At 73.0% G+C, this 19,642-nt stretch carries 19 protein-coding genes; 13 read left to right on the top strand and 6 right to left on the bottom strand.

Annotation, left to right across the window (positions count from 1 at the left end; genetic code table 11):
• Nucleotides 1–264 precede the first annotated feature (264 nt).
• Nucleotides 265–546 (bottom strand): Lrp/AsnC family transcriptional regulator, encoded by a 282-nt coding sequence (locus OOJ98_RS06405; protein ID WP_053727718.1) that lies wholly within the window; start codon nt 544–546, stop codon nt 265–267.
• Complete coding sequence (locus OOJ98_RS06410; RefSeq protein ID WP_267053634.1) at nt 543–1,292, bottom strand: rhomboid family intramembrane serine protease; 750 nt, start codon at nt 1,290–1,292, stop codon at nt 543–545. Before OOJ98_RS06410 ends, OOJ98_RS06405 begins: the two co-directional genes overlap by 4 nt.
• A gap of 155 nt (nt 1,293–1,447) precedes the next feature.
• Between OOJ98_RS06410 and OOJ98_RS06415 the strand changes: the two genes are divergently transcribed.
• The 5 genes from OOJ98_RS06415 to OOJ98_RS06435 all read left to right on the top strand — a co-directional run bounded on the left by OOJ98_RS06415 (nt 1,448) and on the right by OOJ98_RS06435 (nt 6,937).
• Complete coding sequence (locus OOJ98_RS06415) at nt 1,448–1,702, top strand: hypothetical protein (protein WP_267053635.1); 255 nt, start codon at nt 1,448–1,450, stop codon at nt 1,700–1,702.
• 41 nt (nt 1,703–1,743) lie between these two features.
• Nucleotides 1,744–3,108, top strand: a complete 1,365-nt coding sequence (locus OOJ98_RS06420) for an NYN domain-containing protein (RefSeq protein WP_267055542.1) — start codon at nt 1,744–1,746, stop codon at nt 3,106–3,108.
• Between the two features lie 286 nt (nt 3,109–3,394).
• Complete coding sequence (locus tag OOJ98_RS06425; RefSeq protein ID WP_267053636.1) at nt 3,395–4,420, top strand: C40 family peptidase; 1,026 nt, start codon at nt 3,395–3,397, stop codon at nt 4,418–4,420.
• A 239-nt stretch (nt 4,421–4,659) separates the two neighbouring features.
• Nucleotides 4,660–5,688, top strand: coding sequence for an NlpC/P60 family protein (locus OOJ98_RS06430; RefSeq protein WP_267053637.1), 1,029 nt, complete (start codon nt 4,660–4,662; stop codon nt 5,686–5,688).
• A gap of 16 nt (nt 5,689–5,704) precedes the next feature.
• Nucleotides 5,705–6,937 (top strand): hypothetical protein, encoded by a 1,233-nt coding sequence (locus tag OOJ98_RS06435; RefSeq protein WP_267053638.1) that lies wholly within the window; start codon nt 5,705–5,707, stop codon nt 6,935–6,937.
• Between the two features lie 27 nt (nt 6,938–6,964).
• On the opposite strand, the gene OOJ98_RS06440 is transcribed toward OOJ98_RS06435, so the two are convergent.
• Nucleotides 6,965–8,221: a glycosyltransferase family 87 protein gene (locus tag OOJ98_RS06440; protein ID WP_267053639.1), complete on the bottom strand. Its 1,257-nt coding sequence runs from the start codon at nt 8,219–8,221 to the stop codon at nt 6,965–6,967.
• 162 nt (nt 8,222–8,383) lie between these two features.
• Here OOJ98_RS06440 and OOJ98_RS06445 point away from each other — a divergent pair, with 162 nt between their 5' ends.
• On the top strand, nt 8,384–9,526 hold the full coding sequence (locus OOJ98_RS06445; RefSeq protein WP_267053640.1) for a glycosyltransferase family 4 protein: 1,143 nt from the start codon (nt 8,384–8,386) through the stop codon (nt 9,524–9,526).
• A gap of 670 nt (nt 9,527–10,196) precedes the next feature.
• Here OOJ98_RS06445 and OOJ98_RS06450 read toward each other — a convergent pair.
• Nucleotides 10,197–11,993 carry a long-chain fatty acid--CoA ligase gene (locus tag OOJ98_RS06450; protein WP_267053641.1) on the bottom strand — a complete coding sequence of 599 codons (1,797 nt, stop codon included), beginning with the start codon at nt 11,991–11,993 and terminating at the stop codon, nt 10,197–10,199.
• A gap of 276 nt (nt 11,994–12,269) precedes the next feature.
• Here OOJ98_RS06450 and OOJ98_RS06455 point away from each other — a divergent pair, with 276 nt between their 5' ends.
• The 6 genes from OOJ98_RS06455 to OOJ98_RS06480 all read left to right on the top strand — a co-directional run bounded on the left by OOJ98_RS06455 (nt 12,270) and on the right by OOJ98_RS06480 (nt 17,261).
• Nucleotides 12,270–13,031, top strand: coding sequence for a metallophosphoesterase (locus OOJ98_RS06455; protein WP_267053642.1), 762 nt, complete (start codon nt 12,270–12,272; stop codon nt 13,029–13,031).
• A gap of 191 nt (nt 13,032–13,222) precedes the next feature.
• Nucleotides 13,223–13,702 (top strand): SRPBCC family protein, encoded by a 480-nt coding sequence (locus tag OOJ98_RS06460; protein WP_267053643.1) that lies wholly within the window; start codon nt 13,223–13,225, stop codon nt 13,700–13,702.
• Between the two features lie 2 nt (nt 13,703–13,704).
• Entirely contained in the window at nt 13,705–14,835 is a 1,131-nt protein-coding gene (locus OOJ98_RS06465) for an ArsA family ATPase (protein ID WP_267053644.1), read from the top strand.
• A 69-nt stretch (nt 14,836–14,904) separates the two neighbouring features.
• Nucleotides 14,905–15,339: a DUF5304 domain-containing protein gene (locus OOJ98_RS06470; RefSeq protein ID WP_267053645.1), complete on the top strand. Its 435-nt coding sequence runs from the start codon at nt 14,905–14,907 to the stop codon at nt 15,337–15,339.
• A gap of 138 nt (nt 15,340–15,477) precedes the next feature.
• A complete protein-coding gene (locus OOJ98_RS06475; RefSeq protein ID WP_267053646.1) occupies nt 15,478–16,431 on the top strand; it encodes an ROK family glucokinase in 954 nt (317 codons plus the stop codon).
• A gap of 77 nt (nt 16,432–16,508) precedes the next feature.
• The gene (locus OOJ98_RS06480; RefSeq protein ID WP_267053647.1) at nt 16,509–17,261 is read left to right on the top strand and encodes an endonuclease/exonuclease/phosphatase family protein; all 753 of its coding nucleotides are present in this window, start codon (nt 16,509–16,511) and stop codon (nt 17,259–17,261) included.
• A gap of 23 nt (nt 17,262–17,284) precedes the next feature.
• Here the strand turns inward: OOJ98_RS06480 and OOJ98_RS06485 are convergent, their stop codons facing one another.
• Together OOJ98_RS06485 and OOJ98_RS06490 are read right to left on the bottom strand one after the other, a co-directional pair.
• Nucleotides 17,285–17,890 carry a hypothetical protein gene (locus OOJ98_RS06485; RefSeq protein ID WP_267053648.1) on the bottom strand — a complete coding sequence of 202 codons (606 nt, stop codon included), beginning with the start codon at nt 17,888–17,890 and terminating at the stop codon, nt 17,285–17,287.
• Complete coding sequence (locus tag OOJ98_RS06490) at nt 17,883–18,662, bottom strand: carboxylesterase (RefSeq protein WP_267053649.1); 780 nt, start codon at nt 18,660–18,662, stop codon at nt 17,883–17,885. The genes OOJ98_RS06485 and OOJ98_RS06490 overlap by 8 nt, the downstream gene beginning before the upstream one ends.
• 156 nt (nt 18,663–18,818) lie before the next feature.
• Here OOJ98_RS06490 and OOJ98_RS06495 point away from each other — a divergent pair, with 156 nt between their 5' ends.
• On the top strand, nt 18,819–19,598 hold the full coding sequence (locus OOJ98_RS06495; RefSeq protein WP_267053650.1) for a 1-acyl-sn-glycerol-3-phosphate acyltransferase: 780 nt from the start codon (nt 18,819–18,821) through the stop codon (nt 19,596–19,598).
• The last annotated feature ends 44 nt before the right edge of the window (nt 19,599–19,642 follow it).

Here is a 19,642-nt window from a genome sequence, read left to right on the forward strand (position 1 = left end):
GCGCGGGTGCGCCAGCACGGTCTGCACCTGACGGCCGGGGGCCGGGAGGATGGCCCCACCCCACCCCTTCCCGAAACCCTCCGGGGGCTATGGAACGGCTGAGGTTCAGGATCCTGGGGCTCCGCCCCGGACCCCGGTCGCGCCCGAAAGGCGCTCGTCCTCAAGCGCCGGACGGGCTGAGGGGGTGCACCTGCCCGGCGCCGAGCCGCTCAGGGCCCCGGCGCCCGCGAGGGGTGCGTTCGGACCGTATCTGAGGGCGCGCCCTCAGGAATCCAGACCGATCGCGAACGCCGCTTCCAGGTCGTGCTGGGAGTACGTGCGGAACGCCACGTGCGTGTCCGTGCCCTCCACCCCCGGGATCTTGCTGATGCTGCCGGGGATGATGTCCGCGAGGTCGTCGTGGCGGGCCACCCTGACCAGCGCGATCAGATCGTACGTACCCGTCACCGAGTACACCTCGCTGACGCTGTCCAGCGCTGCGATGGACTCCGCGATCTCCGGAATCCGGTCCACGCTGGTCTTGATGAGCACGATCGCGGTGATCACGGCTGGCTTTCTCCCTCGGTGGCGGCCGGACCCGCGTTCTCCACGGGCTTTCGGCGTTTCACTCTATCCGCCCCGCGGAAACGGGCCCACGCGTAGAGGAAGCCCAGACCGAAGCCGACGAGGTGGGCGAGATAGGCCACCCCCGGCCCGGACGGAGCGCTCCGGACCGCCAGCCACTGCAGCGCGAACCAGAACACGAGCACGATCCACGCGGGGAAGCGCAGCGGCAAAAAGAGCAGGAACGGGAAGATGCTCGTGACCCGCGCCTTGGGGAAGAGGCAGAGGAACGCGCCCAGGACGGCCGAGATCGCCCCGGACGCCCCCACCAGGGTCTGGTCCGAGTCCGCGTGCGCCATCGCGTACCCGAGCAGCGCGAGATAGCCCGACACGAGGTAGAACAGGGCGAACTCGATCCGGCCCACGCGCTCCTCGGTCATCGCGCCGAACACGTACAGGAACAGCATGTTGCCGAGCAGGTGCAGCCAGCTGCCGTGGACGAAGAGCGCGGTGAGCGGGGTGAGCAGGGCGTGCGCGTGGCCCGCCATGAGTTCCGTGGGGACGACGCCCCACCGTGCGAAGTAGTCGCTCTGGGCGCTCAGGATCGCGTCGCCCGTGCCGTAGACCGGGTCGAGGCCGGAGACCGGGCTCAGCAGGAAGAGCAGGCAGCACGCGGCGATCAGCCCGTACGTCATGGTCGGGCCCCGTACCGCGCCCCTGACGATCGCCGCTCCCCGCCACTTGATCATGGGGAGAGAATGGCCCAAAGGGAGCTTTCGGTACAGACCGCCTCGCCGTGGAGGCGGCCCGCGCGTAGGCCGTAGGGTTGCGGGCAGTACTCCCGCAGTTCAATGGCGCACCGCGAGATCCTGGACCATGGAAGTGGAAAAGAGGGCGGCACCACATGACCACTGTTCCCCAGCCGACCACCGAGACCCGGTGGCGCTGCACGCTCTGCGGAAACCTCACCCGTTTCGATGTCACCCGCTCGTCGAAAGTGATCGAGTACGTCCATCTGGACCTCGCCGGGGAGCCCAAGGTGGAGGAACGCGAGGTGGTCAGTGAGACCATCGAGTCGGTCCGCTGCCGCTGGTGCAACGCGGTGGACCAGATCGAGCTGGTGGACAGGCCGGGTGCCGACTCCGCGACCGCTTCCTGAGAGGCGGCACGCGCGGTACGCAATGACAGTTGGGGTGACGGATTGTGGAGCATGCAAGCGGTGCCGAACCGGCCGCTGCGGCCGGTGACGGCCCCGCCGAGGTGCTCGACCGCCCGCTGCCCGAAGGCGTGCGGCGCCGGGTCGTCGCCTTCGTCTCCGAGGCGTTCGGCGGCCTGACCGTCGCCGAACTGCCCGGACAGCTGCGGCAGTACGCCCGTTTCACCCCGACCCGGCGCGCCAAGTTCGCGGGCAACGCGATGGCCGCCGCCCTGGAGGGCGACCCCGTCTTCCGGCAGCGCATCGGCGAGCGGCTCAAGGAGTCGCAGCCGGAGCTGGCCGGGGCCGTCGAGGCCGGCTCGCCGCCCGCCGCGGCCGATCCCGTCGACGTGGCGGCCGTCGCCTATGTGCTGCGCCCCACCGGCTGGGTGAAGCTCGTCGCCGCGGCCGGCGAGGAGGCCCAGCGGGCCTTCGCCGAGCGGGCCGACGAGGAGGGCAGGCGCGAGGTGGAGCGCCTGCGCGAGGAGCTCGCCCAGGCCCGCGCCCTGATCAAGTCCGAGAACGAGGCCCTGCGTGCGGAGCTGCTCGCCGCCCGCAAGGAGGCCGAAACGCTCCAGCGCAAACTGCGCAGCGCCCAGAGCGATGTGAAGCGCGGCGAGGCCGCCCTGCGCAAGGTCGTCTCCGAGATCGACGGCGCGAAGGCCGACGCGGCCGCCCAGGTCGCCGCCGCCGAGAGCGAGACCCGGCGGCTCAAGACGCGGCTCGGTGAGGCCGAGGCGGGACTCGAGGCGAGCCGGCGCGCGGTGCGCGAGGGGCGCTCGGTCGAGGACATGCGGCTGCGGCTGCTGCTCGACACCGTCCTCGAAGGAGCCCAGGGCCTGCGCCGCGAACTGGCCCTGCCGCCCGCCTCGGTGCGCCCCGCCGACACCGTGGACGCGGTGGCGCCCGGCACCATGACGCCCAAGGACATCGCGGCCCGCGCCCTGTCCGAGACCGACCCGGCGCTCCTGGACCAACTGCTCGGGCTGCCCCAGGTGCACCTGCTGGTGGACGGCTACAACGTCACCAAGACCGGCTATCCGACGATGCCGTTGGAGAAGCAGCGCCTGCGGCTGCTCGGCGGCCTCTCGGTGCTCGCCGCGCAGACCGGCGCCGAGGTCACCTGTGTCTTCGACGGCGCGGAGCTGGCGGCTCCGGTGCTGCTCGCCCCGCCCCGGGGCGTGCGGGTGCTGTTCTCCAAGCCCGGGGTGACCGCGGACGAGCTGATCCGTCAGCTGGTGCGGGCCGAGCCCTCGGGCCGGCCCGTGGTGGTGGTCTCCACGGACAAGGAGGTCGCGGACGGCGTCGCGAAGGCGGGCGCCCGTCCGGTCGCCTCCCTGCTCCTGCTCAAGCGACTTTCCCGCGTCTGAGGCATTGCGCGCGCATTGCGGGCGTTCCGCAACTCCTGGGTCCAATGCCCGAATTCGGGTGATCGCTGCCGAGCGCTCCGTCAAGTGCCCACTACTGCGCGTGGGATGACAGTAAAGAATCCTCACGATGACCGATTTTTTCCCCATCAGGATTTGAACTGATCACGGGAAGGTCACTAAGGTCGGGCCTCGTACCTTCATGCGGTTGATCACTCGTTCGGGGTGTCCGTGAAGGGCCCGCCGGCTCTGCTCTGTCCGGCGGTCGAGGAAGAAGGAGCTCGCCTTCGTGGGGTCCCACCGCCGTCCCAAGCCCGCGAGCCGCACCCGCGTGACCGTGCTCAGCGCGACCGCCGCCGCTGTCGTCGCCCTCACCTCGCAGGCCGCGCAGGCCGACCCCAAGCCCACCAAGGACGAGGTCAAGAGCAAGGTCGACAAGCTCTACGACGAGGCCGAGCAGGCGACCGAGACGGCCAACGGCGCCAAGGAGAAGCAGGGCCAGCTGGAGAAGCAGGTCAGCGAGATCCAGGACAAGGTGGCCCGCGGTCAGCAGGAGCTCAACACCCTGCGCAGCGGCCTCGGTTCGATGGCGTCGGCGCAGTACCGTTCGGGCGGCATAGACCCCTCGCTCGCGCTCTTCCTCTCCTCCAACCCCGACGACTTCCTGGACAAGGCGTCCGCGCTGGACCAGTTGAGCACCTCTCAGGCCGAGGCGCTCCAGAAGATCCAGGGCAAGCAGCGCACCCTCGCGCAGGAGCGCAAGGAAGCCCAGGACAAGCTGAAGGACCTCGCCGACACCCGCAAGGTGCTCGACGACAAGAAGAAGGAAGTCCAGGGCAAGCTCGCCGACGCGCAGAAGCTGCTCAACTCCCTGACCTCGCAGGAGAAGGCCGCGCTCGCCGCCGACAACGCGCGCGCCAACCGCTCCACCGAGCGCCCCAACCTCGGCAGCGACGCGCCCGCCTCCGGCGTCGGCGCGGCCGCCCTCGCCGCGGCCCAGACGCAGCTCGGCAAGCCCTACAGCTACGGCAAGACCGGCATGGCGAGCTGGGACTGCTCGGGCCTGACGGGCTACGCCTACGCCCAGGCCGGCGTCCACCTGCCGCGCACCTCGCAGGAGCAGGCCACCCGGGGCACCCGGATCGGCCGCAGCGAGCTCAAGCCCGGCGACCTCGTGCTCTTCTTCGGCGACCTGCACCACATCGGCCTGTACGCCGGCAACAACACGGTGCTGCACGCCCCGCACACCGGCGCGGTCGTCCGTTACGAGTCGATGGACAACATGCCCTTCCAGTTCGGTGTCCGCATCGGCTGACCCGCCCTTTCCCTTCGTCAGCCGCCGACACCGCCCAAACGGGCGAATTGTGGCAACTCCCGCTGACGCGACGCCCCGCCGGTGACCTGTGTTCTCCGGTGGGGCGTCACTTTGCGTAGACGGCGCGGTCGTTGGCCCACGGGTAGTCGCCCGGTTACTGTCCGGCGTGCGGTTCCCCCGGGTACTCGCCGCCCACCCGGGCGGCAGGGGCCGCACGCAGTGCAAGGGAGTGCGAATCCGTGGCGTCCCATCGCCGGCCTTCGCAGTCGGGCCTGACCCAGAGCGCCCGCGTCACCGTCCTGTCGGCCGCGGCGGCCACCGCCGCGGCGGCCTTCGCGGCGCCCGGGGCGAGCGCGGCCCCGCACGAGCCGGCCCCGTCGGGGAAGGCCACCGTCGACCGGCTCTTCGAGCAGGCCGAGCAGGCCACCGAGCAGTACGACAAGGCCGATGAGCACGCCAAGCAGCTGCGCGAGCAGGTCAAGCAGGCGCAGGACGCGGTCGCGCGCGGCCAGGAGAAGATCAACCGCATGCGGGGCGCGCTCGGCGCGATCGCCGGGGCGCAGTACCGCTCCGGCGGCATCGACCCCGCCCTCGCGCTGCTCCTGTCGTCGAACCCGGACACGTACCTCGACCGGGCCGTCACCTTCGACCGGCTCAGCGAGCGGCAGACCGGCCAGCTCCACGAACTCCAGCACGAGCAGCGCCGGCTGGCCCAGCAGCGGGCCGAGGCCGGGCGCAAGCTCGCCGAGCTGGAGCGCAGCCGCACGGAGGTGGCCCGGCACAAGCGGACCGTGGAGTCGAAGCTCGCCCAGGCGCGCCGGCTGCTCAACGCGCTGCCCACCGCCGACCGCGCCGCCTTCGACCGCGCCTCCCGCTCCGGGCGGACCGAGCTGCCGCCGCTCGCCGGCGCCGCGCCGGCCTCCTCGCGGGCCGCGGCGGCCGTGATGGCGGCCCGCTCCGCGATCGGCAAACCGTACATCTGGGGCGCCAACGGGCCCTCCGGGTTCGACTGTTCGGGCCTGATGCAGTGGTCGTACGCCCGCGCGGGCGTCGGTCTGCCGCGCACCTCGCAGGAGCAGCGGTACGCCGGCCACCAGGTGCCGCTCTCCGAGGCCAAGCCGGGCGACCTGGTCGCCTACCGGCACGACGCCAGTCACATCGCGATGTACGTCGGCAACGGCCAGGTCGTGCACGCCCCCTACCCGGGCGCCCCGGTGCGCTACGACCCCGTCGGGATGATGCCCATTTCCTCGGTGACGCGGGTCTGACCGTACGATCGGCGGCGTGGCGGGTCAGGGACACGGTCGACGAGCGGGGCGCGGGCGGGCGGCGGGGTGCGCGCTCGCCGTGCTGCTGTCCGCCGTCGGCTGCTCGGCGCCCGGCTCCGCGCCGGACGCCGCGACGGGCGCGGTGCAGCAGGTGCTCGACCGGCGGGCGGCCGCCGTCCTCAAGCACGACGCGGCCGGCTACGCCGACGCGGTGGACCCCGCGGCGAGCGGCCTGCGGACGGCCCAGCGGGCGGAGTTGACCAACCTCGCGCAGGTGCCGCTGGCGTCCTGGACGTACGAGGTCGCCGCCCTCGACCGGGACGGGGCGTCGGCCACCGCCAAGGTGGACCTGCGCTACCGCATCCAGGGGTACGACTCCGCGCCCGTGACCACCGCCCGGACCCTCACCCTCCATCTGCGCGGCGGACGCTGGTACGTCACCGGCGACCGGCCCGCCGCGGGGGCCGCCCAGCTGCTGTGGCAGCAGGGCCCGGTCACCGTGGTGCGGGGCGCCCACAGCCTGGTCCTGGGGGTGGGCCAGGACCGGGCGAGGCTGCACGAGATCGCGGCCGCCGAGGACGCGGCGGTGCCCGCGGTCTCCGCGGCCTGGCCCGGCGCGTGGGCGGGCCGGGTCGTCGTCCTCGTCCCCGGCTCCCTCGACGCCATGGCCGCGCTGCTCGGCGCGCCCGCCGCCTCCTACCGGGGCATCGCCGCGGTGACCACGGGCGAGGCGGGCGGGGCCGGGGCCGCCCCGGCGGACCGGGTGATCGTCAATCCGGACGCGTACGCGGTCCTCGGCGACCTGGGCCGCGCGGTCGTCCTCACGCACGAGACCACCCATGTGGCCACCCGAGCCCACACCTCGGCCGCCACCCCGATGTGGCTCTCGGAGGGGTACGCCGACTGGGTCGGCTACCGCCGCACCGGCCGCACCGCGCCCCAGGCCGCCCCCGAACTCCAGAAGGCGGTCCGCGCGGGCGACCTCCCGGCCGGCCTCCCCTCGGACGCCGACTTCGGCTTCGACGGCGGCGCGGACCGCCTGGCACGGGCGTACGAGGGCGGCTGGCTGGCCTGCCGGATGATCGCGGCCCACTGGGGCGAGGCGACCCTGGCCCGCCTGTACACGGAAGTGGGCGCCCAGCCACACCGCGAGGGCGCCCTGGAAAAGGCCCTCTCGGACCAACTGGGCCTGACCCCGGGGGAGTTCACCACGCAGTGGCGCGCGTACGTCCGCACGCAACTGGGCTGACGGGCCGGGACCGCGGGCCGTGTCGGGTCAGCCGCGCAGGCCCGCACCCTTGTTGGAGCTCGGGCTGCCCGGTGTCTCCCTCGCGGTGGCGCGGGTGGTGTTCGACGGGAAGGAGGCGCGGGGTGGTGGGGCCGAGCGCCACAGGTGACGGCAGGCGAGCAGGGACGCGGTGACCAGGAGGCCGTTGCGGACCACGAGCAGGAGGATTCCCAGCCAGTCGCCGGCCACCACGTGGGAGAACCAGATGGGGAACTCCAGGAAGGTCACGCCCGTCGCGATCAGGACCAGCCGCGCCGGGAGGACCATCGCGGTGCGGCGGAAGACGAGACACACCGCGGCCAGCCCGACCAGCCAGAGCAGGTACTGCGGGCTGATGACCCGGCTCGTGGTGGTGAACAGGAGCACCGCGGTGAAGGCCGCGTCCGCCGGGGTGCTCGGACGCGGCGAGCCGCGGAACCGGACGCGCCACAGCACCAGCCAGCCGAGGGCGAGCACGCTCAGCGCCATCGCGAGGGCGGAGACCAGCGGGACGTACGGTCCGAGGAACTCCACCGAGCCGTAGTTCAGCTGCACCCGGCCCCGCCAGCCGGCGTGCCGGGCCACCTGGAAGACCAGCGCCCCCAGCGACTCGACCTCCGTGCCCCGCTCCCGCTGGAAGGTGAGGAAGGCGAGCGCGCCCGGCGCCGCCGCGGCACAGGCCACCAGGAGCCCCGCCGCGCACACCGCCGCGGTGGTCAGGGCGCGGCGCGGGGCGCGTACCAGGAGCAGCACGGGCCACACCTTCAGCAGTGCGCCGACGGCGGCGAGCGCGCCGAGGATCCGCGGGTGGCGGGCGCCGGCGAGCAGCGCCGCGACGGCGACCGCGGTCACCATCAGGTCGTAGCGGGCGTACGCGGTGGGGCCGAGCAGCGGCACGCCGAGCGCCCACATCCAGGCGCCCTTCGAGGACTTGCCCGGCCGGCCCGCCGCGTACATCAGGAGAGCGAAGACCAGCAGGTCCGCGAGGAAGGCGAGCGCGAAGAACGCCGTCGCGTAGTCGAGGAAGGGCAGCGCGGCGGGGGAGAGGATCGCGAGCGCGGCGAGCGGCGGGTACTGCCAGGTCACGTCGTCGAGCGGATACGTTCCGGTGCCGAGCACCTGCGACCAGCCCTGGTAGATGACATGGACGTCGCTGGTGACGTCGGGGCCGGGCACGACCAGCACCCCGAAGACGCAGAGCAGCAGCAGATAGCGGGTCGCGGCCCAGATGGCCACCACCGCGAGGGTGCGCCGGGGGATGCTCATGGTGTCCGTCTCGTCCTCGTATCGGGGCCGGGGAAGCAGCCATGATGCCCGGTGCGCGGACGCCCGGCCGGTCAGGCGCGGCGGCGCGCCCTCCGGTTCCGCGGCGCCGCCCCGCGAGCGGCCCCTCGGCTCCGCGGCCCCGGTTCGGTACTGTCGGCGGCGATGCACAAGACCTTGATCGTGACCAATGACTTCCCGCCGCGCCCCGGCGGGATCCAGGCGTTCCTGCACAACATGGCGCTGAGGCTCGATCCCGAGCGGATCGTCGTCTACGCCTCGACGTGGAAGCGGAGCCGCGAAGGCGTCGAGGCGACCGCCGCGTTCGACGCCGAGCAGCCGTTCACCGTCGTACGGGACCGCACGACGATGCTGCTGCCGACGCCCCGGGTCACCCGGCGCGCCGTCTCCCTGCTGCGTGAACACGGCTGCTCCTCGGTGTGGTTCGGCGCGGCGGCGCCGCTCGGCCTCATGGGGCCCGCGCTGCGCAGGGCCGGAGCCGAACGTCTGGTGGCGACCACGCACGGGCATGAGGCGGGGTGGGCCCAACTGCCCGTCGCGCGGCAGCTGTTGCGGCGGATCGGCGAGGGCACGGACACGATCACCTATCTCGGTGAGTACACCCGCTCCCGGATCGCGGGCGCGCTCACCCAGCAGGCAGCGGCCCGCATGGTCCAACTCCCGCCCGGCGTCGACGAGAAGACCTTCCACCCCGGCTCGGGCGGCGCCGCGGTCCGCGCCCGGCTCGGCCTCACCGACCGGCCCGTCGTGGTCTGCGTCTCGCGCCTGGTGCCGCGCAAGGGCCAGGACACGCTGATCCGCGCCATGCCGGAGATCCTCGCGCGGGTGCCGGACGCGGTGCTGCTCATCGTGGGGGGCGGCCCGTACGAGGCCGACCTGCGGGCGCTCGCGCTCGACACCGGGGTCTCGGCGTCGGTCCGCTTCACCGGGGCGGTGCCGTGGGCGGAGCTGCCCGCGCACTACGGCGCCGGTGACGTCTTCGCGATGCCGTGCCGTACGCGGCGCGGGGGCCTGGACGTCGAGGGCCTCGGCATCGTCTACCTGGAGGCATCCGCGACGGGTCTGCCGGTCGTGGCGGGCGACTCCGGGGGCGCGCCGGACGCGGTGCTCGACGGGGAGACGGGCTGGGTGGTGCGGGGTGACTCCGCCGCGGATTCGGCGGAGCGGGTGGTGACTCTGCTTCAGGATTCCGCGCTGCGGGAGCGGATGGGGGAGCGGGGGCGGGCCTGGGTGGAGGAGAAGTGGCGCTGGGACCTCCTGGCGGAGAAGCTCCGCGCCCTCCTGTAACCAGTCGAGCGCCAACCCGCCCGGCGGCCCCCGGTGCCGCGTCGGCATGCACCCCTTCAGCCCGTCTTGCGCAGTTCCCCGCGCCCCTGGCCACTTGGTGCCGCGTCGGCATGCACCCCTTCAGCCTGTTTTGCGCAGTTCCCCGCGCCCCTGGGTGCGTTGGCCTTGGCGGCATGCCCAGACCTTGGCAGGGGGCCCCGTCGAGGCCACCTCAGCCTGTCCGGCGTTTGAGGACGAGCGCCCTTCAGGCGCGAACGGGGTCTGGGGCGGAGCCCCAGGCTCCTGAACCCCAGCCCCTTTCCCCCGGAGGGTTTCGGGAAGGGGCTGGGGTGGGGCCTCCCCCGGGGTCTGGGGCGGAGCCCCAGCAACCCCCGGCCTTCGGGTGCGGACCGTGCCCGCGTCTCGCGCAGTTCCCCGCGCCCCTAGGTAGGTGACCCGGCATAGAGCCCGCCGCTCGCGCCCGCTGCGGCGGAGCCGCGTAATCGGCGCAGTCCCGCGCCGCTGAAGACGTAGGTGACCCGGCATCGAGCCCACCGCTCGCGCCCGCTGCGGCGGAGCCGCGTAATCGGCACAGCCCCGCGCCCGTGAAGACGTACGGCACCCGGCACCGAGCCCGCAGCCCGCGCCCGCCGCTGCGGAGCCGCGTAGACGGCGCAGCCCCGCCGCACGCTCAGTGGGAGTAGATCGCCTCGATCTCCCCCGCGAAGTCCTTCGCCACAACATTCCGCTTCAGCTTCAGCGACGGCGTGATGTGTCCCGCCTCCTCCGTCAGCTGTGCCCCGAGGATGCGGAACTTGCGTACCGACTCCGCCTTGGAGACCGCCGCGTTCCCGTCGTCCACCGCCCGCTGCACCTCCGCGAGCAGCTCCGCGTCGTCGCGCAGCGAGATCGCCGTGGACCCCACGGGCTTGCCGTGCTCCTCGGCCCAGCGGCCGAGGAACTCCTCGTCCAGGGTGATGAGCGCGCCGATGAACGGGCGCCCGTCGCCGACCACCATGCACTCCGCGACCAGCGCGTGCGCGCGGATGCGGTCCTCGATCACCGCGGGGGCGACGTTCTTGCCGCCCGCCGTCACGATGATCTCCTTCTTGCGGCCGGTGATCGCGAGGTAGCCGTCCTCGTCGAGGGTGCCGATGTCCCCGGTGTGGAACCAGCCGTCGGCCAGCGCCTCGGCGGTGGCGGCCTCGTTGTTCCAGTACCCCTGGAACAGGTGCTCGCCGTGGAGCAGCACCTCGCCGTCGTCCGCGATCCGTACCACCGAACCCGGCAGCGGCTGCCCGACGGTGCCGATCTTCGGCCGGTCCCACGGGTTGAAGGCGGTCGCCGCGCAGGACTCGGTCAGGCCGTAGCCCTCCAGGACCGTGAAGCCGATGCCGCGGAAGAAGTGGCCGAGCCGCTCGCCCAGCGGCGCGCCGCCGGAGATCGCGTACTCGCCGCGCCCGCCGAGCACCGCGCGCAGCTTGCTGTAGACGAGCTTGTCGAAGACCTTGTGCTTGACGCGCAGGCCCACCGAGGGGCCGGCCTCCGTGCTGAGCGCCGTGCTGTAGGCGATCGCCGTGTTCGCGGCCCTGTCGAAGATCGCGCCCTTGCCGTCGGCCTGCGCCTTGGCGCGCGCCGAGTTGTACACCTTCTCGAAGACGCGCGGCACACCGAGGATCAACGTCGGCCGGAACGAGGCGAGTTCATCGGTGAGGTTCTTGATGTCCGGGACGCAGCCGAGCTTGATCGGCGCCATCACCGAGGCCACCTCGACGAGCCGCCCGAAGACGTGTGCCGCCGGAAGGAAGAGCAGCACCGAACACTCGCCGGTGCGGAAGAGCGGCTTGAGCCGCTCCACCACGTTGCCGCACTCCGCGAAGAACGCGCGGTGGGTCAGCACACAGCCCTTGGGGCGGCCGGTGGTGCCGGAGGTGTAGACGATGGTGGCCGGGTCGTCGGCGTGCGCGGCGGACATCCGCTGGTCGAGCAGCTCGTCGGAGACGTCCGCGCCCATCGCGGTGAGCCGCTCCACGGCCGCGGCCTCGACCTCCCAGACGCTCTTGAGGGCGGGGAGCCCGGCCTGCACCGAGGAGACCGAGGCGTGGTGCGCCGGGGACTCGACGATGGCGAGGGTGGCGCCGGAGTCGCCGAGGATCCACTGGATCTGCTCGGGCGAGCTGGTCTCGTACACCGGCACGGTGACCGCGCCCGCGCTCCAGATCGCGAAGTCGATCAGCACCCACTCGTAACGGGTGCGCGACAGCAGGGCGACCCGGTCGCCCGCCTCGACGCCCGCGGCGATCAGGCCCTTGGCGACGGCGCGCACCTCGGTGAGGAACTGGCGGGCGGTGACATCGGCCCAGGCACCCGCGATCTTGCGGCCCATCACCGCGACATCGGGGTGCTGCGTGGCATTGCGGCGGATCAGATCCGTCAGGTTGCCGTCCGAAGGGACCTCGTACAGGGCCGGAAGGCTGAACTCGCGCAAGACTGCTGCTCCTCATCGGGCGCCGGCGCCACGGCTCTGTGTGATGCACCGGCTGCGGTCCAAGATCGGGCAGGTGCCCGGCGGATCCGTGGGGGGCGGAACTCTCCGAGCACGACTGGACTGCCCGGACGTTACCCATGGGTAGTGGGTTCCCGATAGGGGGTTCTGGCCAGATGTTCGGTGCGTCACACAACTTTGACACTGCTTCGCGCACAGTAGTCCACACCTTTGACCACTCGGAAGTAACCGCAGGTCCGACGCCCTAAGGTGGCTCCCATGCGAGTTCATGTGGTCAGTGACGTGCACGGGAACGCCGAGGGCCTGGCCCGAGCCGGCGACGGCGCGGACGCGCTGGTCTGCCTGGGTGACCTGGTCCTCTTCCTCGACTACGCCGACCACTCCCGCGGCATCTTCCCCGACCTCTTCGGCGTGGAGAACGCCCACCGGATCGTCGCCCTGCGCACCGCGCGCCGCTTCGACGAGGCCCGTGACCTGGGCCGCTCGCTCTGGGCCGGCCTCGACCGCGAGGCCGCCATCGAGGCCGCGGTGCGCCGCCAGTACGCCGAGCTGTTCGCCGCCTTCCCCACCCCGACGTACGCCACGTACGGCAACGTCGACATGCCGGACCTCTGGCCGCAGTACGCGGGGCCGGGCACCACCGTCCTCGACGGCCAGCGCATCGAGATGGCCGGGCGTGTCTTCGGCTTCGTCGGCGGCGGGCTGCCCACCCCGATGCGCACCCCCTACGAGATCTCCGACGAGGAGTACGCCGCCAAGGTCGAGGCGCTCGGCGAGGTCGACGTGCTCTGCTCGCACATCCCGCCCGAGGTCCCCGAGCTGGTCTACGACACCGTCGCGCGCCGCTTCGAGCGCGGCTCGCGCGCCCTGCTCGCGGCGATCAGGAAGACCCGGCCCCGCTACTCCCTCTTCGGCCACGTCCACCAGCCGCTCGCGCGCCGGATGCGGATCGGCCGCACCGAGTGCGTGAACGTCGGCCACTTCGCGGCCACCTCACGGCCCTTCGCGCTGGAGTGGTGAGCCGGCCCCCGGCCCCGCGCCTCCCGCGCCGATCCGGCCACCCCACGGCCCCCGCCCCCGTGGGGTGACCCGGCCACTGGACCGGCCACCGGCCCGTACGCGATAGCCTGCACACACCTCCCCAACGCCGTCGGCCCCGCCGGGCGGGGGAGTCGCAGACCCACGGACCGCGCACTGGAGGAGCCACGACGATGGCGGAACACACCAGCTCGTCTATCACCATCGAGGCGGCCCCCGCCGACGTCATGGGAGTGATCGCGGACTTCGCCCGCTACCCGGAGTGGACCGGCGAGGTGAAGGAGGCCGAGGTGCTCTCCACCGACGCCGCGGGCCACGCCGAGAAGGTACGGCTGCTGCTCGACGCGGGCGCCATCAAGGACGACCACACCCTCGCCTACACCTGGCAGGGCTCCACGGTCAGCTGGACGCTGGTCAAGTCCCAGATGCTGCGCACCCTCGACGGCTCGTACACCCTCGCCGACGCCCCCGGCGGACAGACCGAGGTCACCTACCGGCTGACCGTCGACGTCAAGATCCCGATGCTCGGCATGATCAAGCGCAAGGCCGAGAAGGTCATCATCGACCGCGCCCTGGCCGGACTGAAGAAGCGCGTCGAGAGCGGCCCCGGCGAGGCGCCCGCCGGTCCCGCCGACGGGGCCGAGAAGCTCTAGACGTGCGCACGGTCCTCGTCACCGGCCCCGGCGGCGCGGGCCGCACCACCGTCGCGGCGGCGACCGCACTCGCCGCCGCCCGCCGCGGCACCCGCGTCACGCTGCTGACCCCGGACCGGCTCCCCGGCGACCTCGCCGGCGTCACCGTGCGGCGCATCGACGCGGCGGCCCACTTCCGCGCCGAACTCCTCGCCTTCCAGGACCGCGCGGGCGCCGCCCTCGACCTGCTCGGCGCCTCCCGCCTCGACGCCGAGGAACTCACCGAACTCCCCGGCGCCGAACAGTTCGCCCTGCTCAGCGCCGTACGCGAGGCCGCCGCCGAAGAGCCCGGCCTGCTCGTCGTGGACCTGCCGCCGGCCGACCGTGCTCTTGCCACGCTCGCCCTGCCCGAGCAGCTGCGCCGCTATCTGCGCCGGCTCCTGCCGCCCGAACGCCAGGCCGCCCGCTCGCTGCGCCCGGTCCTCGCCCAGCTCGCCGGGGTGCCGATGCCCGCGCAGTGGCTGTACGAGACCGCCGCGCGCTGGGACCTCGAACTGGCCGCCGTGCAGGCCGTGATCGAGGACCCGGGCACGACCGTACGGCTCGTGGCGGAGCCCGGCCCCGCCGCCACCGACGCCCTGCGCACCGCGCGGCTCGGCCTCGCCGTGCACGGACTCGCCCTCGACGCCGTGGTCGCCAACCGGCTGCTGCCCGCCGAGACCCCCGACCCCTGGCTCGCCGGGCTCGTCGCCCAGCAGCGCAAACACCTGGCCGAGCTGGCCGACGACTACCCCGCCGTGTGGGAGGTCGCGCACCTCGGCCGCGATCCGCGCGGCGACGACGACCTGGAGCTCCTCGGTCCCGGATCCGGCCCCGACGGGCCGCCGGCCGCCGCTCCGCGGTGGACCGTCACCGACCGGCTCGACCAGGACGACGTCCTGGTGTGGAGCCTGCCGCTGCCCGGCGCCGTGAAGGACGGCCTCGCGCTGGTGCGGCGCGGCGACGAACTCCTGCTCACCGTCGGCCCGTTCCGCCGGATCGTGCCGCTGCCGTCCGCGCTGCGCCGCTGCACCGTCACCGGGGCCGGCCTCCACGACGGCGTGCTGGAGATCCGCTGCGCCCCCGATCCCGGGCTGTGGCCCCGCGGAGGCTGAACGCGGTACCCCCGTTCGGGTAACGTCGAAGGAAACACCACCGTGGAAAACCAGCCGCTGGAGTCCGCCATGAGCGAAGCCACCGAGCGCCCCGCACCCGACGCGGATGCCTGGGCCGACGCCTGCGCCGAGGACCTGGCCGCCGAGAAGGAGCGCCTGCGCGCCGAGTACGGCACCCCGCCGGGGTCCGCCGCCGAGGAGCTGCGCAAGCTGTTCGAGGCCGTGACCGACAAGGTCGGCGGGCTCCTCGCGGGCCCGGCGGGCCTGTCCGGCATGGCGGCCCAGGGCGCCGTGCAGCAGTTGATCAGCCAGGCGAAGTCGGCCGTCGAGCCCGTCATCGAGCGCAACCCCGAGGTCTTCGACCACCTGGCCGCCGCCGGTGGCGAGCTGCTCGCCGCCTACCGCTCCGCCGTCGAGGGCCACGAGCGGCGCTGGACGTCCGGCGAGGCGGGGAGCAAGGGCGACGAGGGCCCCGGCCCCACCGAGCACATCGACCTCGACTGAGCCCCTGGTCCGGCGGAACGGCGGGCCGTTCCCCCACCCCGGTCTCACCCCCCGGACGCGGGCGGACGCGGCACGCTGGATGCCGCCCCGCCTCGGGTACGGTTGGCCGTAGCGGGGCTCGACCGAACTGAGGGATTCATGGGACTCACCATCGGTGTCGATATCGGCGGCACGAAGATCGCGGCGGGCGTGGTCGACGAGGAGGGCAACATCCTCTCGACCCACAAGGTGCCGACTCCCGGCACGCCCGATGCCATCGTGGACGCGATCGCCTCGGCCGTCGACGGCGCACGCGCCGGACACGAGATCGTGGGCGTGGGCATCGGGGCCGCCGGTTACGTCAACCGGCAGCGGTCCACCGTCTACTTCGCGCCCAACATCGACTGGCGTCAGGAACCGCTGAAGGAGAAGGTCGAGCAGCGCGTCGGCCTCCCCGTCGTCGTCGAGAACGACGCCAACGCGGCCGCCTGGGGCGAGTACCGCTTCGGCGCCGGCAAGGGGCACCGCAACGTCATCTGCATCACGCTCGGCACCGGCCTCGGCGGCGGCATCATCATCGGCAACAAGCTGCGCCGCGGCCACTTCGGCGTGGCCGCCGAGTTCGGCCACATCCGGATGGTGCCGGACGGCCTGCTGTGCGGCTGCGGCAGCCAGGGCTGCTGGGAGCAGTACGCCTCCGGCCGCGCCCTGGTCCGCTACGCCAAGCAGCGCGCCAACGCCACCCCCGAACGCGCCGAGTTCCTGCTCGGCCTGGGCGACGGCACCCCCGAGGGCATCGAGGGCAAGCACATCTCGATGGCCGCGCGGCAGGGCGACCCGGTCGCGGTCGACTCCTACCGCGAGCTGGCGCGCTGGGCCGGCGCTGGGCTGGCCGACCTGGCCTCGCTCTTCGACCCGTCGGCGTTCATCGTCGGCGGCGGGCTCTCGGACGAGGGCGAGCTGGTGCTCGACCCGATCCGCAAGTCCTACAAGCGCTGGCTGGTCGGCGGGAACTGGCGTCCGGTGGCCGACGTCATCGCGGCCCAGCTCGGCAACAAGGCCGGCCTGGTCGGCGCCGCCGACCTCGCCCGCCAGCCCGACCCGATCATGTAGCAACACCCGGCCCACACCGTAGGACAGCGCCCGCCGTTCCTCCCCGGACCGGCGGGCGCTGTCATACGTTGTGGGCCATGACCACCCACCCTGCCGACGGGCTGCCCGCGTCCGCGACGGAGAACGGCTCCGCCGTCATCCGTGTCCTCAGCTACAACATCCGCTCGATGCGCGACGACAACGAGGCGCTCGCCCGGGTGATCCGGGCCTGCGCGCCCGATCTCGTCCTGATCCAGGAGGCGCCGCGCTTCTTCCGCTGGCGCAAGGCCGCGGCACGCCTGGCCGCGGCGACGGACCTGGTGATCCTCAGCGGCGGCGCCACGGCCGCCGGCCCGATGCTGCTGTGCTCCCTGCGAGCCACCGTCGAACGCACCGAGGACGTGCTGCTCCCGCTCACCCCCGGGCTGCACCGGCGGGGTTTCGCGACCGCCGTGGTACGGATCGGCGGGGCGAGGATCGGTGTCCTGAGCGCCCACCTCAGCCTCCAGGAGGCCGAGCGGTACGGGCAGGCGGGCGCGTTGCTCGACCGGCTCGCGGGGATGGGCGTGGACCATGCGATCGCGGGCGGCGACCTCAACGAACGCCCCGGCGGGCGGAGCTTCGCGCGGCTGGCCGCCACCCTGAAGGACTGCTGGGAAACGGCCCCGTGGGGCGGGGAGTTCACCTCCACACCCCGGGACCCGCATCAGCGCATCGACGCGCTCTTCGCCACCGAGGGGATCGAAGTCCTGGGCTGCGGTGTGCCGTTGGGGCTCGCGGACCCGGCCGACCTGACGGCGGCCACGGACCACCTGCCGGTCCTCGCCGCCCTGCGGGTGCCGACGGGGTGAGGCCCGGCAGGGCCGGCGCGGGGTCAGACCACCGCGCCGCGCCCCGGGTCGTCGTCGTCCTCGTCGGGCTGCATGCGGGCGAAGAGGGTGGCGATGCCGCCGAGGAAGCCGCCCACGCCGAGGGTGGTGAGCCACCACGTCATGTCCCAGCCGAAGACGGCGGCGAGGATCAGCAGCAGCGGGCCGCCGACCACGCCGAGCCAGGCGAACTTCGCCGTGACGTCGGCCTCGGGCAGGGGCGGCGGCTCCGGCGGCACGAAGTGCCCCTCGTCCGATCCGTCCTCGTCGTGGTCGAGGGGCTCGGCCGGCCGGTGGTCGCGCGGTCCGCGCACGCCGGGGGCGAACACCACCGAGCTGCCGAGCGCGGGCTTGTCGAGGCCCTTGGCGGGCGGCTCGGGCGGGGCCGCCGCCGGGCCGGGCTTCCCGTCCTCGCGGTCCTCCCCGCCGGCGCCGCCGCCCTCGTCCGTCCCGTCGGGCTCGCCCTCGGGCAGCGCGAGGTCCTCCACCGATCTGAACGGTCTGGTGCCCGGCGGGTCGGCCGGCTCCTCGCCGTACCCCGCCACGATCGCCGCCCAGGCAGCCTCTTCGTCGATCGGCTGCGGCTCGCGGTCCGCGTCGTGCTCAGCCACCGGTCGTGCTCCCCTTCTCTTTGACCCCAGGAGCGAGGCGGCCGATGAACGAGTAGCTCTCCTCGAAGATCCGCTCCGCGTCGTGGTCCAACGTCGCCACGTGGTAGCTCTGTTCCAGCAGGATCTCCTCGACGTCCGTGGAGGAGACCCGGCTGAGGATCCGCGCGGAGTCGACGGGCGGCACGACATGGTCCTGCGGGCTGTGCAGGACCACCAACGGCTGTGTCACCTGCGGCAGTTCGCCGTCCACCATCTTGAAGAAGTTCCGCAGCGAGTGCGCCGCGTGGAGCGGCACCCGTCCGTAGCCGATCTCCTCGGAGCCCTCCTTGGCGATGTCGCTGGCGATGCCCTTCGTGGACGGCACGAAGTGGCGGACCACCGGCAGCGCCCGCGCGGCCACGCCGTGCACCTTGTTGCCCGGGTTGACGAGCACCAGGCCGCGCACCGTGTCGCCGTGGCGCGCGGCGAGACGCAGCGCGAGGGCGCCGCCCATCGAGAGCCCGAACACGAAGACCTGGGAGCAGCGCTCGGTGAGCTCGCGCAGGGCGCGGTCCACCTCCGCGTACCAGTCCTGCCACCCCGTGAGCTGCATGTCCTGCCAGCGGGTGCCGTGGCCGGGCAGGAGCGGCAGCGAGACCGTGAGGCCGCGCTCCGCGAGGTACTCCGCCCAGGGGCGCAGCGACTGCGGGGATCCGGTGAAACCGTGACAGAGGAGGACGCCGACCTCTCCGCCCTCGTGGCGGAACGGCTCGGCTCCAGGGAGGACCGGCACCAGGGGTCTCCTGTTCATGAGCGGGGCGGGGGGTTGTGCGAGGGAGTCGTACTTCACGGTACGCGACCGGACTGACACCGACCAGAGCCGTCGCGCGGGAGGGCGGGCCACCACACGGGTTAAGGTCTGTTCGACAAGCAAAGGAAGGCATCCGAGTTGATCTACGGCGCAATGAAGTTCTCCATCGGCGGCTCACTGAAGCTCGCCTTCAGGCCGTGGGTGGAGGGCCTGGAGAACATCCCCGCCGAGGGCCCGGCGATCCTCGCGAGCAATCACCTCTCCTTCTCGGACTCCTTCTTCCTGCCGGCCGTCCTCGACCGCAAGGTGACCTTCATCGCCAAGGCCGAGTACTTCACCTCACCCGGAGTGAAGGGCAGGTTGACGGCCGCGTTCTTCAAGGGCGTCGGCCAGCTCCCCGTCGACCGCTCGGGCGCGCGCGGCGCCGGCGAGGCCGCGATCAACGCCGGCATCGACGTCATCAAGAGCGGCGGCCTCTTCGGCATCTACCCCGAGGGCACCCGCTCGCCCGACGGCCGCCTCTACCGCGGCAAGCCCGGCGGTCTCGCCCGGGTCGCGCTCGCCACCGGCGCCCCCGTCATCCCGGTCGCCATGATCGACACCGAGAAGATCCAGCCGCCGGGGAAGGTCGTCCCCAAGCTGATGCGCCCCGGCATCCGCATCGGCAAGCCGCTCGACTTCAGCCGGTACCAGGGCATGGAGGGCGACCGCTTCATCCTGCGCTCGGTGACCGACGAGGTCATGTACGAGATCATGAAGCTCTCCGGCCAGGAGTACGTCGACATCTACGCGACCGCCGCCAAGCGGCAGATCGCGGACGAGGCCAAGCGCGTCGCCGACGAGCAGAAGGCCGCCGAGAAGGCGGAGCGGGCGCGCGAGGCCGAGCAGGCCAAGCGGGCGGAGCGGCCCGGCGACTGACCGCGCGCCGGCCGGGGGGTCGTGCGGAGGTGGGTCGGTCGTCC

Origin of the sequence: Streptomyces sp. NBC_00083 (assembly GCF_026343295.1) — a bacterium.
In the GTDB taxonomy this organism is placed as follows: domain Bacteria; phylum Actinomycetota; class Actinomycetes; order Streptomycetales; family Streptomycetaceae; genus Streptomyces.

Bases quoted from the DNA above. Each gene is read 5' to 3' on its own strand.
- OOJ98_RS06445 (WP_267053640.1), top strand. From the start codon at position 8,384: ATGCACAAGACCTTGATCGTGACCAATGACTTCCCGCCGCGCCCCGGC.
- OOJ98_RS06410 (WP_267053634.1), bottom strand. From the start codon at position 1,292: ATGATCAAGTGGCGGGGAGCGGCGATCGTCAGGGGCGCGGTACGGGGC.
- OOJ98_RS06475 (WP_267053646.1), top strand. From the start codon at position 15,478: ATGGGACTCACCATCGGTGTCGATATCGGCGGCACGAAGATCGCGGCG.
- OOJ98_RS06455 (WP_267053642.1), top strand. From the start codon at position 12,270: ATGCGAGTTCATGTGGTCAGTGACGTGCACGGGAACGCCGAGGGCCTG.
- OOJ98_RS06460 (WP_267053643.1), top strand. From the start codon at position 13,223: ATGGCGGAACACACCAGCTCGTCTATCACCATCGAGGCGGCCCCCGCC.
- OOJ98_RS06440 (WP_267053639.1), bottom strand. From the start codon at position 8,221: ATGAGCATCCCCCGGCGCACCCTCGCGGTGGTGGCCATCTGGGCCGCG.
- OOJ98_RS06415 (WP_267053635.1), top strand. From the start codon at position 1,448: ATGACCACTGTTCCCCAGCCGACCACCGAGACCCGGTGGCGCTGCACG.
- OOJ98_RS06470 (WP_267053645.1), top strand. From the start codon at position 14,905: ATGAGCGAAGCCACCGAGCGCCCCGCACCCGACGCGGATGCCTGGGCC.
- OOJ98_RS06480 (WP_267053647.1), top strand. From the start codon at position 16,509: ATGACCACCCACCCTGCCGACGGGCTGCCCGCGTCCGCGACGGAGAAC.